This is a genomic window from Serratia oryzae (assembly GCF_001976145.1).
GTDB lineage: Bacteria > Pseudomonadota > Gammaproteobacteria > Enterobacterales > Enterobacteriaceae > Chania > Chania oryzae.
In genome coordinates, this window is record NZ_MOXD01000001.1 from 360,560 (window position 1) to 376,642 (window position 16,083).

The window sequence follows — 16,083 nt, forward strand, 5'->3', positions numbered from 1 at the left end:
AACATGAACACAATCAATGTGCGAATGGAAATACCTGGTCCGCGTTCGTTGCAGGCACTCCAAAAACAACTTCGACAAGAATCCACCGCGGTTTCCTATCCCAAACGCCTACCTATTTCTCTGGAAGCAGGGAAAGGCTGTTATGTTCAGGATGTAGATGGCAATGTGTTCATCGATTTTCTTTCGGGCGCGGGTTCCCTGCCCCTTGGTCATTCTCATCCCGAACTGGTTGGTGAGGTGATTGAGCAAGCCGACAAGTTGTGTATAGGTTTGGATTTCCCAACACCAGCCAAAGAAAGCTTCATCGACGCGCATTTAAGTATGCTGCCCGAGGAGATCCGCAACGCGTATCTTATACACTTCTGTGGCCCGACAGGTGCCGACGCTGTCGAAGCCGCAATTAAACTGGCTAAAGTGGCCACCGGGGCTGATGAAATCATCAGTTTTCGTGGTGGTTATCACGGCTGTACCAACGGTGCCCTGTCGCTGACAGGTAACCGGGCAATGAAGAAAAATGTCCTCGGCAAGATGCCCGGCGTACATTTTTTCCCTTTCGGCTCCACCTCCACATCTGCGGCAAGCGCGGTATTGAATTCGAACCAGATCGATGCAGCACTGCTGCTAGAGTCGGCCCTGGAGGATGCCAATTCAGGGCTGGGTAATGTTGCAGCGATCGTCCTGGAATTGGTTCAAGGTGAAGGTGGCGTTTACATCGCTGATAAAGGCTTTATTGAACGTGTTTATCAGCTCGCGCGAAAATTCGGCATCCTGCTTATTGTCGATGAGATTCAAACCGGCTGTGGTCGAACCGGTACCTGGTACGCCTTCGAGCAATACGGAATTGAACCGGATATTTTTGTGACCTCTAAAGGTACAAGTGGTATCGGGCTTCCATGCGCACTGATGTTCTATAAAAAAAGTCTGGCGCCCTGGCCTGCCGGTAGTCATATCGGTACTTTCCGTGGCAATCAATTTGCCTTTATTGCTGGCAGCAAAGCTATCGACGTGATCAACCGTGACGCCATTCTGCACAACGTATGTGAACGTTCTGAACAGATCAGGGTACGCCTTGCTGAGCTGCAGCACGACTTTGCCCTACTGGGTGAAATCCGTTGTTTGGGTTTAATGATCGGCGTTGAGATCCTTAATCCTGTGACAGGTAAAGCCTGTGACGTTACCGCTTCGAAGATCCAGAAACGCGCTCTGCGGCGTGGCTTGATTGCTGAACTAGGTGGTCGTGACGATACGGTTCTGCGGATGCTGCCTCCCCTCAACGTCAGCCCTCAATGTGTCAACGAAGCGCTGAATGTACTCGAACGCGTCTTGTTCGAACAAACGAACGCAATCGAGGAGATCCATTGATGAATGTTTTCCGCAAAATGAACTGGGATACGCTAATTCATGAATATGACCTCGATGGCTCACGACTGTTGCCATGGGATGGAATGAACGCACCCTTTGGTGGAGCCTGGTGCGTTGTGCACCCCGGTACTGAGAGCCGCCGTCACTCTCACGATGAGTATGAACTGTTCATTGCTATTCATGGACATGCTGAAGTACGAATCGGCGAGCGCTTTATCGAGGCGGAAAAAGGCGATCTCGTCCTGTTGCCATTGAATACTGAACATTCAGTGAGAAACAACAGCAATGAAGATTTTCATTTCTACTCAATTTGGTGGGACAAAAAGAGCGCTAGCCAATTTCTGAACAAACTGGAGGAGCAATGATGTCAGGCCAATTCATCGTCACCATCACTCCCCCAACCCCAAACGGCGATCTGCACATTGGACATATCGCCGGGCCATTCCTGAGCGCTGACGTTTTCACGCGCACTCAACGCCTTAAAGGGGCACGCTGTTACCTGGTTTCTTATTCGGATGACTATCAGTCGTACTTGAAACGCAAGGCGCTGGAAAGCGGCATTAACGAAGTCACCTTGGCCAAAGTCAACTCGGCGAAAATCCAGGAATCGTTGCGCATGACTGATATCCATATCGATCATTGGCTCGAATCCTATGAAAACCGCCACTTTGAAGATGCGGTACAGATGCTATACGAGTTCGGCTTGGAACATAACCTGATTGAATTGAAAACCAGCCTGGTACCTTACTGCGAGCACTGCCAAATCTGGGGTTATGAAGCATTTGCCCGAGGAGGCTGTAATCATTGCGGAAACAGCTCTGACCCAAGCCAGTGTGAATTCTGCGCAATGGCACCAGACTCGCCGGAGATGACTGACCTCAGGTGTACACTTTGCAACCAGTCGCTGGTTTACAAGTCTGTAGAACGCATGTTTCTCAAACTGCCAATGGTGGCGCAGGCACTGCGTACCCACCTCGAAAAAGCACCGATGCGTACACAGTTGCGTACCTGGCTCAATGACGCCTTTGAACGCGGCCTAACCGACTGGGGCATAACGCGTCCTGGTGAATCAGGGCTGAAGTTATACAAAAATGAAGCACATCGTGTACACACATGGTTCATGGGGCAAGCGGGCTACTTTGCTGCACTCAAGGAACTATCCGAGCAGAGCGCATCTCCTCAGGATGCTTACGAACTGTTATTCGACCCGACGACACATGTTGTCAATTTCCTCGGTATGGACTGTTCCTACAGTCATGTCTTGGCTTACCCCGCGCAAGTGCTACTGGATCAGCGCTTCAAGTTCAAGAACGTGTTTTATACCAATGCGTTCTTGAAACTTGATGGGATAGATTTCTCCACCAGCCGTAGCCATGCAATTTGGGTCAGAGATCTCGTCAGCGATGCTTGTGTCGACAGTGTACGTTTCTATGTTTCGCTGGTCACACCGGAAGAACAAAGCGAAAATTTCTCGGTGGAGGCCTTTTGGGCTTGGCGGAAACATATCTTCGGCGAATTGTTACCGCAAATCGTATCAGCTATCTCAGTACCAGATGTATCTCGAAAAATGCCCCATCCCCTCATGCTGTCAGAACACGAAACTGACCTCATAAGACAGTGGCAAAAGGGGGCGCAGCACGATGATTTTTCTATGAAGAGTATTGCGTCAGTGCTAATGCAGTTACTCGAAATTATCGAAGTCCAGCTCAATGCCGGTGAACAACCACGTAACTGTATTGTCTTGTTTGCACTGCTGAGTGAACCCACCATGCCAAGACTATCCCAAGCACTACAGCAGCAACTCGGCTTTGATGAGCGTACGGCGTTCAATGCTCTGCTGGGGTTGCGGCAGGTCAGTAAAGATGAATAAGCCCAGAGTGATAGTGATCGGTGGCGGCATCATCGGTGCAACGATAGCCGCAAACCTTACCGTTCAGGGGCTTCAGGTATCGCTGCTGGAAAAGGAAACTGTCGGTGGCAACGGCGCCACAAAATTCTCCGGAGCTTTATTTCGGCTCTACGACCCCGATCGGGAGATTGCACGACTCGCTCGTACCAGCATTGAATTAATGGAAAATAGCCTGGTAGGCAAAGCGTTTGCGCAAAGTCTTCGACGCTGCGGCATTCTCTACGCCTGTGAAAAAAGCCAGTTTAATGATGACTCAATCTCGCGCTGCATCACTCAGTACAGCGATGATTTGTATCCCATGCGGTTGGTAAGCCAGGACGTAGCTTCCGATATCAGCCATGGTTGTTACTCTAAAGAGAACGTACGTACTTTACTGTATGAAGCCAAAGGTGGTTTCGGTGATATCAGAAAAGCGGCGCGAGACCTGAGTCATCTGGTGCAATCCTATGGCAATTTGGTGCTGGAAAACACTCAAGTTGATGAAATCGGTTCTACGCCCACGGGGGTCTTTGCCCGTTGTGGTGATTATCACCTCCAAGCAGATTATCTGGTGCTTGCCGCTGGTGCCTGGTCGAGACAACTGGTCAAACACCTGCCGATAGAGACCAGAAGCATTCCGTTGGCCAGCCTAAGCACGGCCCGTGAATCCCCCTTACCGATCATCGATACCCAGACCGGTACTCATATCATTCCTCTTAACGGTGGGTTTTATCAGGCAGGATCGAAGATTCGTGCCTCGGCTTCCGAGCCCGAATCATTACGTTATGCAACAGAATTGATCATCCCCGATATTCTGGAGCGGCTTAGCGGGTCAAAGCTTATGCACATACCAACCGATGTAGTGTCCGTGTTGAAGGGATTTGACTCCTATACCGCCGACGGTCGGCCAATAATTGATTTTGTTGATGAATACCAACGTTGTATGGGGATCGCCGGGTTCTGCGGGATTGGCTACAAAATTGCTTTAGCGGTGGCCGAACGAGTCAAAAACACGCTGTTATCTGAGGCGACAAAAGGGAGCTTACCGGATACACAAATGGCAGGGATATTTTCTGCCTCACGCTTTCCCTCTCAGGAGGGGGTGCCATGAGTAAGCCTTTGCGCTGTGGATTTGCGGCCATTCTCGACCCCGCAAAATCCATACATACAGAAACGGTGCTACGGGCATTACGTATCTACCAGAGCCTGTTTGCTGCAAAAACCATAGAATTCATTTGTTGCGAAGATTATGGATCGCTGGATGGCGGTGCTCAAGCCGCTGAGTTTCTTGTGTCTGCGGGTGTTGATATCGTGGTCGGTCACTATGCCAGCAACTCAGCCTTGGGTGCCCTACCTCTTTATGCTGAGCAATCAATTCCCATGTTATTACCTACCGCCACTGACACCTGTTTGACGCACGATAGGAACCTTGTTTTTCGCTTGTGCGCCAACAATGACAACATTGTACATGCACTGCTGTCGCTGTTTCCTTCAGATGTGGAAGTCAAATTCGATGTTTTCAGTGATGAATCGCCGTACGCGAAAAAACTTGCCAGTATTCTGAAAAGTACGTTGGCCGATTACGCTCCACGTCTGGTGCAAGAGGCCGGAGCCTCAAATATCGTCTTCATTGGTACGGGAGACCGCAGCGCCATGTTCTTGCAAGACTGTGAAGACAAAGGAGTCAGTGGCAACATCATCCTTACCGATGATGCCGCCTGCGCCCAGCTTGTCATTCCACAATCGATGGCTGTGGGGCAAATCCATGGCATTGGTTTTGCTCCAGCAAAGCTCGTTAACCCACAGGCTCCTTGCGTACATGAATACGTGAAACGCTATCACGCCATGCCCAGTGTGTTTTTTCTAGAGACCATCGCAGCTTTCGAAATTGTTAGCCAACTGCAGGCGAAATCAGAGAATTTGATTGCAGACCTCAACCGTTGTTCATTCTCCACCTCACTTGGAGAGCTTCGTTTTCAACAGGGGGAAAACTTATTGGCTCCTTTGTGCTTGTGGGCCAACAGCAAAGCCCAACAACTCCACCCCATCGGAATGATTAAACGACCAGAGGGCTATCTCAAATGAATCATATATTGAAGGCGTCTAACTATATCGACACTCTATGTGTTGGTTGCGGTCCTGCGGGCCTGGCTCTTGCGTGTATCTTCGATGAAGAGCCCACGGCAAGAGGAGGAAAGGCTTTTCTGGCCTTGGAAAAAACAGAGGCTTGTACCTGGCACCCTAACTTGCTCCTGGCCAATACTGATATTAACCATCACGTCTACCGTGATCTGGTGACCCCGCGTAACCCACAAAGTCCTTACAGTTTTGCTATGTATTTGAAAGAAAAAAACCGTTTGTTCAAGTTCGGGCTGTTGGGACGCCCTGCAAGTCGCTTTGAATGGTCGGATTACATGGGCTGGGTGGCACAGAAGCTTGGTAATAAAGTGCAATACAACAGTGCCGTGACGGAGATAGTGCCAATGCTAGAGAACGGTCAACTGGTTGGCCTTTGCGTTAAGGGTGATGATTTCAGCTACACGACCAAGAAACTCATCCTCTCAAACGGATCTTCACCTCAAATACCTGAAGTGTATCGTGAGTATCTTGGCAGCCATGTATTCCATGCTTGCGAATATTTGGAGCGGCTCAATGCCTTCAAGGGAAATATTCCCAAGCGCTGGCTGGTGTTAGGCTCAGGCCAAAGTGCGGGTGAAGTTATTGCCGATCTTATCGGCAAATATGGTGACGTTCACATTATTTCGCTACATCGATCCATCGGCTTCAAAATCGCCCAATTAGGCCAGTTTCCTAATCTGGTATTCCTGCCGGAAAGCATCGAATACTTTAAAGGACTGGACGACCAAGGCCGCGACCGTTTCTTTAATCATGTAAAAAGCACCAACTATTCCGGAATTGACACCGACGAAAGCCAGCATTTGTACTCGGTGATTTATGAAGATGAAGTGATAGGTCGAGAACGCTTGAAGATGGTAGTCAATACGGAACTACTGAGCTTGATGCCTTCGGGTCAAGGCTATCATGTCACCCTGCGTGATTCGTTCACCGGCGCGCAGAGTGATTATGACGTTGATGCCATTGCCCTTGGCACCGGTTACCAACAACCCATCGTACCTGCGTTGCTCATTCAGTTAGATGACTTCTTGGTTAAAGATGCCGAAGGAGGACTTGTCGTCGGTAGTGATTACAAAGTGAAACTGCACGGTTGCGACGATGTGCATGTTTATGTTAACGGGCTTTCTGAACGCACACACGGCATCAGTGATGCACAATCGTTCTCTGCGGTGGCCTTCCGCGCCGGGGCGATCTACAAGTCAATACAGGCATGCTCGAACGCTCCTATTGACTATGCCATCTAGCCCTGATCGCGGAGTACCATCATGACAAAATTGACTGTAGATACCGATATTAGCGGCGAAATCATTGCTTCGCTTTTCCCTGAACAGCGTGAACGTGCCGAGATATTCGAGTTTCTCAAAAGCGTCGTTGACCGTTACTCGAACCATATTCCCAGCCTTAAAATCAATCCGCAGATGTCCAAAGCCGAGATTAGCGAGATCCTTTCATGCTATGACTTTGATAGCAGCCAACCATCAGCAGTGGTGCTGTCTGATGTGTTGAACATGCTGGAACAGGGTATCGTGCATGTCACCAGCCCAAACTATTTTGGCCTGTTCAATCCTTCGACATCCCTTTGGGGCTGCGTGGCAGACTTTATTACTGGCCTTTATAACCCACAGTTGGCGGTTTGGAGCCATGCTCCGGCCTGTGTGGATATCGAAGAAAAGCTGGTCAACTACCTCGGCCAACTGGCCGGCTTCGATGCAAAAACTGTCGGGGGGTCATTCACCACGGGGGGGGCGGAGGCGAACTGCACGGCAATGATTTGCGCCTTGACACAGAAGGTTAAAGGTTTTGCTCAGCATGGTTTACAAATTCAGGCCAAACGACCGGTGATCTACATTTCAGCAGACAGCCATCTGGCGTGGTTGAAGATTGCCTTGCAATGTGGGCTTGGGCACGACGCGGTGCGTTTGGTTGACGTTGATAGTGCTGGGAAGATGAACATTGTGCGGCTGAATGCCGTATTACGCGAAGATCTGGAAAACGGCTTTATGCCATTCATGCTGGTAGGGACTGCTGGGACCACCAATGCGGGGAGCATAGACCCGCTGAGAGAATTGGCGGTGGTGGCTAAAGAGTATGACCTTTATTTCCACATTGATGCAGCTTGGGCGGGTGCCATTCTACTCAGTGAACAGCACGCCTCGCTGCTTACAGGTATTGCCGAGGCAGACTCGTTCACATTAGATGCACATAAATGGCTGACTGCGCCAATGGGAACAGGAATATTCATTTGTGCAGATAAAGGGTTGTTGAGTGAGCCTTTTGCCGTCACGACCAGCTACATGCCGGTGGGCGACAGCATCAACAAAGATCCTTATCTAAACTCCGTTCAATGGTCCCGGCGCTTCAATGGGTTACGCTTGTTTTTACCATTGGCGATCCTCGGACGAAAAGGCTTCAGCAAGATGATCGACTATCAGGTCGAACTGGGGGACTATTTGAAAATGGCATTAGAACAGAACGACTGGGTTGTGGTGAATGTAACTACGCTGCCAGTGATATGCTTCCGTGATGTGTTGAACGGTGATGTTGACCTGATTCTTGAACAGGTACTGACAGCCAACAAAGTCTGGTTATCTTCAACGGTATTTGCCAAAAACAAGGTTTTTCGCACCTGCATAACGAGTTTCCGCTCTGTGACGGCAGATGTTGATAACCTTATTACTGCTTTGAATAATGCGCGATCTCTGGTTTATCGTACCGCTATCACACCCGATCAATCTACTCTGGAGCAGTAAAGACTGACGTATGGGGCTACCCGCGTGGCCTCTACAATCAACGCTGGGCGGCAGGTTGAGAATATGCCGCTCAAGTTATGGTTCTTTATTGAATTGACTTTATGCGCGAAAAACGTACACGGCACGTCACGCCGATCCGCGCTTGATCAGCGTGGGCGGCAAGATCACGTTCTGCGGCGACAAATCACCATCGGTGATGCGCTGTAACAGCCGAGACGCCGCGCTGCGCCCAACTTCGCGCGCAGAGCTGGAGATAAACGTGAGCGGCGGCTCGGTCAGTTCGGCTTCCGGCACATCGCCAAAACCGATCAGCGCCACCTGCTGGCCGTAGAAACTGTCCATCCCTTCCGAGCCAATGCTGCGGCCGCTGCGCACAATGCCGAAATAGGCGCCTAAAGCCACCGACGCCTTATGGCACACCAGCGCACTGATATTAGGGTACTGGCGCAGCAGATTTTCTGCCGCTTCTGCCGCCGCCCTCTGATGACAGTCGCACTCGACGATCCATTCAGAACGGAACGGCAGGCCGTACTGCACCAACGTGGCACAAAATCCCCCCAAGCGCTCGGCGCGCGTCAGCGAGTCACTTTGCCCGCCAAGATAGGCGATCTGGCTGTGACCCCGTTTGATCAGAAATTCGGTAGCCATCTTCGCCGCCTGCATATTGTCTGGCCGCACCACGTCAACACCTTCCAAGCCGTTGGAACGCGCCGCGCACACCAACGGCACGCCCTGCTCTTCGGCTTTCTCTTTCAGGCCGCTGACGGAACGAAGGCCGCCTGCCAGCACCATCCCGTCGACACCCTGTGCCAACAGAGTGTCGAAACAGCGCATCAGCCCTTTCCCTTCACGCCCACTTTGCGTCAGGAACAGCACTTTGCCATTGGCTTCCAGCACTTCACTCAGCCCGGCGGTCATTTCGGCATAAAACGGCTCACAGATATCGCGCAGGATCAGCCCAATCACACCCGACTCGCCCCCGCGCAACGTTGCCGCCTGGCGGTTACGCACATAGTCAAGCTGCTCGATCGCCTGATTCACCCGGGCCATGGTCGCCGGGGAAATACGCCCCTTGCCGCTCAGCACCAAAGATACCGTGGTCACGGATACCCCGGCCAATTGCGCAACATCGGTGATGGTGATCTTTTTAATAGTCATAGCCTCTGCAAAACAGTTATCTGGCAATAAAGGGTATACCGAATCTCTTTCTGCGGTAAAACGTTTTACTGGTCTTGTTATTGTCACCGCAAAGCCTGGTGCATAATTGTGACTGGCGGCGCATTTTTGCTAGGTAAAACGTTTTATCTTATTTTTACCTAAATCGGGTATACACAACATTGCATGCTTTTTCGCCAGGAGTCGTCGGTTATGCCAGCGTCCAAAAAACAAAAAATCACGCTTTGGGAGTTTTTCCAAAGCCTGGGCAAAACATTTATGCTGCCCGTCGCGCTACTTTCGTTCTGCGGCATTATGCTGGGGATCGGCAGTTCATTAAGCAGCCGTGACGTTATCACCCTGCTGCCGTTTATCGGTCATCCGGTATTCCAGTTGATCTTCACCTGGATGAGCAAGATCGGTTCGTTTGCCTTCAGCTTCCTGCCGGTGATGTTCGCCATTGCCATCCCGCTAGGTATGGCGCGTGAGAACAAAGGCGTAGCCGCGTTCTCTGGTTTTGTCGGCTTTGCGGTGCTGAATCTGGCTACCAACTTCTACCTGACCACCGCGGGCATCCTGCCTTCCAGCGATCCGCTGGTGCTGAAGGCCAACAATATCCAGAACATCCTGGGGATCCAGTCGATCGACACCGGGATCCTTGGCGCGGTGATCGTCGGTATTATCGTTTATCTGCTGCATGAGCGTTTCAACACCATCCGCCTGCCGGATGCACTGGCGTTCTTCGGTGGCACCCGCTTTGTGCCGATCGTCACCACCGTAGTGCTGGGCCTGTGTGGCTTGCTGATCCCGCTGATCTGGCCGTGGTTTGCTGCTGGTATCAACGGCCTGGGCCGGATGATCAACGGCGCTGGCATCTTTGGGCCGATGATTTTCGGCTCCGGCGAGCGCCTGCTGCTGCCGTTCGGTTTGCACCACATTCTGGTGGCGCTGATCCGCTTCACCGAAGCGGGCGGCACGCTGGATGTCTGTGGCCGTGAGGTCAGCGGTGCGTTGACCATCTTCCAGGCACAGCTTTCTTGCCCAACCACCCACGGCTTTGCTGAAAGCGCTACCCGCTTCCTGTCGCAGGGTAAAATGCCAGCCTTCCTCGGTGGCCTGCCGGGTGCCGCGTTGGCAATGTATCACTGCGCCAAACCGGAAAATCGCCATAAAATTAAAGGCCTGCTGATTTCCGGCGTCGTCGCCTGTGTGGTGGGCGGCACGACTGAGCCGATCGAGTTCCTGTTCCTGTTCGTTGCCCCGTTCCTGTACCTGATCCACGCGGTGCTCACCGGCCTGGGCTTCACCGTGATGGCTCTGCTGGGCGTCACCATCGGTAATACCGACGGTAACATTATTGATTTCGTGGTGTTCGGTATCCTGCACGGCACCGCGACCAAGTGGTACTGGGTGCCGGTCGTGGCCGCTATCTGGTTCGCGGTCTACTACAGCATTTTCCGTTTCTCTATCCAGCGTTTTAACATCAAAACACCGGGCCGTGAGGCTGAAACCACTGCCACCCAGAGCGCCCCTGTCGGTGCCGTCGGTAAATCCGGCTACAACGTTCCTGCGATCCTGGCCGCGCTGGGCGGCAAAGAGAATATCGTGTCACTGGATAACTGCATCACTCGCCTGCGCATGTCGGTGAACGACATGAGCAAAGTGGATGATGCCGCGCTGAAGGCCAACCGTGCCATCGGTGTGGTTCATCTCAATGAACATAATCTGCAGGTGGTGATTGGCCCGCAGGTACAATCGGTGAAAGATGAATTAGACTCACTGATAGCCACAGCATAAATCCCTCTCCGGGCGCAGCCTATGCTGCGCCCCAATCCGGAGCTACATATGTTTGATTTTTCCACCCCGGTCGATCGTCACGGTACCTGGTGTACCCAGTGGGATTACATTGCTGACCGGTTCGGTTCGGCCGACCTGCTGCCTTTCACCATTTCTGATATGGATTTCGCTACTGCCCCCTGCATTCTCGATGCCCTGCAACAGCGCTTGCAGCACGGCGTGCTGGGCTACAGCCGTTGGCAGCACGAGGATTTTCTCGGTGCGCTGCGGCACTGGTATCTGCAACGTTTTAATGCCCCTATCGATACCTCAATGGCGGTTTATGGCCCTTCGGTGATTTACATGGTGGCGCAGTTGATTCGCCTCTGGTCAGCACCGGGCGAGTTCGTCGTTACCCACACCCCGGCCTACGATGCGTTTTATAAAGTGATCCTCGGCAATCAGCGCCAGGTGTTGCCATGCCCGCTGCAGAAAGTCGATAACGACTGGCTGTGTGATATGGCACATCTGGAAGCCTTGCTGGCCCGCCCGCAGACCAAGATCCTGTTGCTATGCAGCCCGCAGAACCCAACGGGCAAAGTGTGGAGCCAGCAGGAGCTGGAGCAGATGGCTGAACTGTGCGAACGCCACGATGTGAAGGTGATCAGCGACGAAATCCATATGGACATGACCTGGGGCGCGCAGCGCCACACGCCATGGAGCCAGGTGGCCAGGTCACCATGGGCATTGCTGACCTCCGGTTCCAAGACGTTCAACATTCCGGCGCTGACCGGCGCTTACGGCTTTATCAGCGACGATAGCTCGCGTGAAAGCTACACCTTGGCGTTGAAAAACCGCGATGGGCTCTCTTCTCCGGCGGTGTTAGCCGTCGCGGCCCACATCGCAGCCTATCGCCATGGCGAACCTTGGCTGGATGCGTTGCGCGGTTATCTGCAAGATAACCTCACCTACGTTGCCGAGCGGCTCAATCAGGCCTTCCCGCAGTTAAACTGGCAACCACCGCAGGCCACCTATCTGGCGTGGATCGATCTGCGCCCGCTGGGTATTGACGATCGCCAGTTGCAGCAGGTGCTGATCGAGCGCGAAAAAGTTGCCATCATGCCGGGCTTTACCTACGGTGAAGAAGGCCGCGGTTTCCTGCGCTTGAACGTCGGTTGCCCACGCAGCAAGGTAGAGGCTGGGATGGATAAGCTGATTGCCGGGCTGAAATTTGTGTTGGAAAATCAGTAAATAAAAATCGCAGGCCTTGAGCTTAATGCTGGTTAGCCTTAGCTGACCAGCATTAGGCCTTGCTCCTGCTTTTTGTTACCCTTCGAATAAGTGTGATTTAAATCACTTTTTTATGCAACTTGATGGTGATTTTCACTCATTTGTTCTTATACTGATACGCACTTTCTCGCTATACCCAAAATAATTCGAGTTGCCTGCAGGTGACAAAACACCTAGCAAACACCCCAGCAACTTAAAGCATGGCGGGTATAACAACATAACGAGTGCCTAACATGATTGATCCCAACTTGCCGCTTACCGACATTCACCGCCACCTTGATGGCAACATTCGTGCTCAAACCATTCTCGATCTCGGCCGCCAGTTTAATCTCACCCTACCCGCCGATGAGTTGGCAGCGTTGCGCCCGCATGTGCAAATCACCCATACCGAACCCGATCTGATAAGCTTTTTGCAAAAACTGGATTGGGGCGTAGCCGTGCTGGGCGATCTGGATGCCTGCCGCCGTGTGGCCTATGAAAACGTGGAGGATGCGGCGAATGCCGGCTTGCACTACGCAGAGTTGCGATTCTCGCCCTATTACATGGCACGAAAACACCGCCTGCCCGTGGCTGGCGTTGTGGAAGCGGTGATCGACGGTGTCCGCTCCGGCTGCCGCGATCGCAGCATTGATGTACGCCTGATCGGTATCCTGAGCCGCACCTTTGGCGCGGACGTTTGTCAGCAAGAGTTAGAGGGACTACTGGCACACCGTGACGGTGTCACGGCGCTGGATCTGGCTGGCGATGAGTTAAGCTTCCCTGGCAGCCTGTTCCTCAACCATTTCAAGCGCGCCCGCGACGCTGGCCTGCGTATTACCATCCATGCGGGCGAAGCCGCCGGGCCGGAAAGCATCTGGCAGGCGATCCGTGAATTGGGGGCGGAACGCATCGGCCACGGCGTTAAAGCGGTGCAGGATCCGGCGCTGATGGACTTCCTGGCCGAGCATGCTATTGGCATCGAGTCCTGCCTGACCTCGAATATCCAGACCAGCACGGTGCCTTCACTAGCTCAACATCCCCTGGCGATCTTCCTGCGCCACGGCATATTAGCCTCCATCAACACCGACGATCCGGCGGTTCAGGGCATTGAGATTGAGCATGAATACCGCGTGGCTGCGCCACAGGCCGGGTTAACGCCGCAAGAAATCCGCAGCGCTCAAGAAAACGGCCTGAAAATGGCGTTCCTCAGCGAGGCAGAAAAACAGGCATTGTGTAAAAAGGTTCGGAGTTAACGAGCGAGATGCCAAGAGGTGGAGAACCCACCTCTTTCTCACTAATCAACCAACGGTAATGTGCCATTCTTGTAAGGCAGCACCACGCGGTGGCTTTCTTCAATCAGCGCAACAATCTCGGCGCGAGGGCCTGCGCGCCAGGCGCTGCTGTGGTAGAAATGATGCAACACCTGTTCCATTTCATCGACGCCATCAAACAAACGCATCAGATAATAGGCGTCTGACGCATGCAGTGAGAGGCCATATTCCAATACTACCAATCCCGCCTGATTATGCAGTGGCACACTGTGTTCCTGCATAATGGTATGAAAACGTTCACCTGAGCCAGCCTTGAGCCGATATTGCAAGATTTCAACCACTTGAGTCATTGCGTTCCCCATTTTCATTTAGCCGCTACGGCAACCGCCTGCTCTTTCGCCATTTTACGCGCATAGCGCTGTGCCAGCACCGCGCACACCATCAATTGCACCTGGTGGAAGATCATCAGAGGCAACACCATCGCCCCAACGGCGGCAACCGGGAACAGCACGTTGGCCATCGGGATGCCGTTGGCCAGGCTCTTTTTCGAACCGCAAAACACAATGGTGATCTCATCGGCGGTATTGAACCCCAACCCGCGCGCGGCGTAGGTATTGATAATCAACACCACCGTCAGCAACACTAACGAGATCACCAGGATCGTCAACAGCGACCAGCCATCAATGGTGTGCCAGATCCCCTCTACCACCGCCGCACTGAACGCGGTATACACCACCAGCAATATTGATGAACGGTCAGTGAGATTGATCAGCTTACGGTGGCGATCGACCCATTTACCGATCAATGGCCGCGCCAGATGGCCAATAATAAACGGCACCATCAATTGCAGGATGATCGCCCCGATGGCGTGCAGCACATCGGTATCACCTCCCTGGGTATGCATCAGCGCCCCGACCAGCAACGGTGAAAGAAACACACCGAGAATGCTGGAGGCCGAAGCGCTGCAAATCGCCGCCGCCACATTGCCGCCCGCGGCAGAGGTGAAGGCGATCGCCGATTGCACCGTCGCCGGTAGCGCGCATAAATAGAGGAACCCCAGATAAACGGTTGGCGTCATCATGCCAGGCACCAGCAGATTCATTGCCAGCCCCAGCAATGGGAACAGGGCAAAGGTGCTAAGGAACACGACCAGATGCAGCTTCCAATGGCTCATGCCGGCAATAATCGCCTCGCGTGAAAGCTTGGCGCCGTGCATAAAGAACAGCAATGCGATTGCGGCAGTGGTCAGGTGGGCAAAAAAGGTTTTCCATATCCCTTCGCAGGGGAAAATCGAAGCGACAAGCACCACCAGCACGAGTACCAGCAAAAACTTGTCGATACGCAAACGTTGCAACCAGGACATTTCAGCGAGATTCCTTGAACACAGGTTCTATTGTTAAGCGACCGGCAGCGCTTTTTGCTGCTTGGCGGATTCGATGCCCAGCTCGATCATTTCCATCACGCTGATGGCTTCGCTGGCCGGTACCGGGTTGCGGCCGACACCGTTGATCGCATCACGGATCGCAGCATAATAGGCGGGATAGTTACCGGGAATGGTCAACAAGGGTTGTTCCACTAACGCACCATTACGTGACAACGTCACCACGCCGTCGCGCATATCATATCCCCAATCCTCCTGCGGCAAGCGCTCTCCGGCCTTCAGGCGATCTTCCTGCGGATCCAAACCAAACTTAACGAAGCTGCCCTGCGTACCATGCACGATATAGCGCGCGGATGCGGCAGGAGCCAGCACCGTGCTATGTAGCACCACGCGGAGCTTGCTGTATTTCAGCACCGCATGGAAGTAATCCACTGACTGTGAACCCGGGCGCATCTCGCCGAGATCGACAAACAGCGTTTCCGGCTTGCCGAACAGTTGCAACGCCTGGTCGATCAGATGCGGCCCCAAGTCGAACCAGATACCGCTGCCCGCGCCTGCTTGCTCACGCCAACGCTGGCGTATTTCCGGGCGGAAGCGATCGAAATGAGATTCGAAATACACCACTTCCCCGAGCGAGCCTTCTTTTAATAACGCTTTCAGCGTCAGAAAATCGCTGTCCCAGCGGCGGTTATGGAATACCGAAAGCAGCAGGCCGCTCTGCTCCGCCTGCTGTTGCAGCTGTTGTGCTTGTGACAACGTCACGGTAAAGGGTTTATCAACCACCACATGTTTACCGGCAGCCAACGCCTGCTGTGCCAGGGGGAAGTGCGTGTCGTTAGGGGTCGGGATGACGATCAGGTCGATGGACGGATCGCTAAACAGTGCCTGGGGATCGCTCACCACCGTCATTAGCGGCCAGTCGGCATGCACCTTAGCGGCGTCGCTGCTGGAGACGGCGGCCAGCTCCACGCCGGGCGTTCCCACAAGCAAAGGTGCATGAAATGTTTTACTGGCGTAGCCGTAACCGACCAGCCCAACGCGGATTTTCTCAGCCATGGTGTTCCTCTCTTGCCTACACATCGATTAACGCGATTT

The 16,083-nt window shown here is 52.9% G+C and carries 14 protein-coding genes; 10 read left to right on the forward strand and 4 right to left on the reverse strand.

The window, feature by feature from the left end; translation table 11 throughout:
* The first annotated feature begins 3 nt into the window (after positions 1-3).
* Genes BMI79_RS01695 through BMI79_RS01725 form a run of 7 tightly spaced genes read left to right on the forward strand, consistent with a single transcriptional unit; the run spans position 4 to position 8,136 of the window.
* Positions 4-1,362 (forward strand): aspartate aminotransferase family protein, encoded by a 1,359-nt coding sequence (locus BMI79_RS01695; protein WP_076940100.1) that lies wholly within the window; start codon positions 4-6, stop codon positions 1,360-1,362.
* Positions 1,362-1,727, forward strand: a complete 366-nt coding sequence (locus BMI79_RS01700) for a cupin domain-containing protein (RefSeq protein ID WP_076940101.1) — start codon at positions 1,362-1,364, stop codon at positions 1,725-1,727. Before BMI79_RS01695 ends, BMI79_RS01700 begins: the two co-directional genes overlap by 1 nt.
* Positions 1,724-3,232 (forward strand): methionine--tRNA ligase, encoded by a 1,509-nt coding sequence (locus BMI79_RS01705; RefSeq protein WP_083704344.1) that lies wholly within the window; start codon positions 1,724-1,726, stop codon positions 3,230-3,232. The genes BMI79_RS01700 and BMI79_RS01705 overlap by 4 nt, the downstream gene beginning before the upstream one ends.
* Positions 3,225-4,361 (forward strand): NAD(P)/FAD-dependent oxidoreductase, encoded by a 1,137-nt coding sequence (locus tag BMI79_RS01710; protein ID WP_076940103.1) that lies wholly within the window; start codon positions 3,225-3,227, stop codon positions 4,359-4,361. The genes BMI79_RS01705 and BMI79_RS01710 overlap by 8 nt, the downstream gene beginning before the upstream one ends.
* Positions 4,358-5,335, forward strand: a complete 978-nt coding sequence (locus BMI79_RS01715; RefSeq protein ID WP_076940104.1) for a type 1 periplasmic-binding domain-containing protein — start codon at positions 4,358-4,360, stop codon at positions 5,333-5,335. The genes BMI79_RS01710 and BMI79_RS01715 overlap by 4 nt, the downstream gene beginning before the upstream one ends.
* Entirely contained in the window at positions 5,332-6,630 is a 1,299-nt protein-coding gene (locus tag BMI79_RS01720; protein WP_076940105.1) for a SidA/IucD/PvdA family monooxygenase, read from the forward strand. The genes BMI79_RS01715 and BMI79_RS01720 overlap by 4 nt, the downstream gene beginning before the upstream one ends.
* 21 nt (positions 6,631-6,651) lie before the next feature.
* Complete coding sequence (locus BMI79_RS01725; RefSeq protein WP_076940106.1) at positions 6,652-8,136, forward strand: pyridoxal phosphate-dependent decarboxylase family protein; 1,485 nt, start codon at positions 6,652-6,654, stop codon at positions 8,134-8,136.
* 126 nt (positions 8,137-8,262) lie between these two features.
* On the opposite strand, the gene BMI79_RS01730 is transcribed toward BMI79_RS01725, so the two are convergent.
* Positions 8,263-9,294, reverse strand: coding sequence for a Mal regulon transcriptional regulator MalI (locus BMI79_RS01730; RefSeq protein WP_076940107.1), 1,032 nt, complete (start codon positions 9,292-9,294; stop codon positions 8,263-8,265).
* A 210-nt stretch (positions 9,295-9,504) separates the two neighbouring features.
* Between BMI79_RS01730 and malX the strand changes: the two genes are divergently transcribed.
* From malX to add, 3 genes are all read left to right on the forward strand, one after another.
* A complete protein-coding gene (gene malX / locus BMI79_RS01735; RefSeq protein ID WP_076940108.1) occupies positions 9,505-11,088 on the forward strand; it encodes a maltose/glucose-specific PTS transporter subunit IIBC in 1,584 nt (527 codons plus the stop codon).
* Positions 11,089-11,136: 48 nt separating this feature from the next.
* Positions 11,137-12,318: a MalY/PatB family protein gene (locus tag BMI79_RS01740; RefSeq protein WP_076940109.1), complete on the forward strand. Its 1,182-nt coding sequence runs from the start codon at positions 11,137-11,139 to the stop codon at positions 12,316-12,318.
* 272 nt (positions 12,319-12,590) lie between these two features.
* The gene (gene add / locus BMI79_RS01745; protein WP_076940110.1) at positions 12,591-13,589 is read left to right on the forward strand and encodes an adenosine deaminase; all 999 of its coding nucleotides are present in this window, start codon (positions 12,591-12,593) and stop codon (positions 13,587-13,589) included.
* A 41-nt stretch (positions 13,590-13,630) separates the two neighbouring features.
* On the opposite strand, the gene BMI79_RS01750 is transcribed toward add, so the two are convergent.
* Genes BMI79_RS01750 through BMI79_RS01760 form a run of 3 tightly spaced genes read right to left on the reverse strand, consistent with a single transcriptional unit; the run spans position 13,631 to position 16,044 of the window.
* Positions 13,631-13,957 carry a hypothetical protein gene (locus tag BMI79_RS01750; protein ID WP_076940111.1) on the reverse strand — a complete coding sequence of 109 codons (327 nt, stop codon included), beginning with the start codon at positions 13,955-13,957 and terminating at the stop codon, positions 13,631-13,633.
* 14 nt (positions 13,958-13,971) lie between these two features.
* On the reverse strand, positions 13,972-14,970 hold the full coding sequence (locus BMI79_RS01755) for a bile acid:sodium symporter family protein (RefSeq protein ID WP_076940112.1): 999 nt from the start codon (positions 14,968-14,970) through the stop codon (positions 13,972-13,974).
* Between the two features lie 33 nt (positions 14,971-15,003).
* Positions 15,004-16,044 (reverse strand): oxidoreductase, encoded by a 1,041-nt coding sequence (locus BMI79_RS01760; protein ID WP_076940113.1) that lies wholly within the window; start codon positions 16,042-16,044, stop codon positions 15,004-15,006.
* Positions 16,045-16,083: the final 39 nt, after the last annotated feature.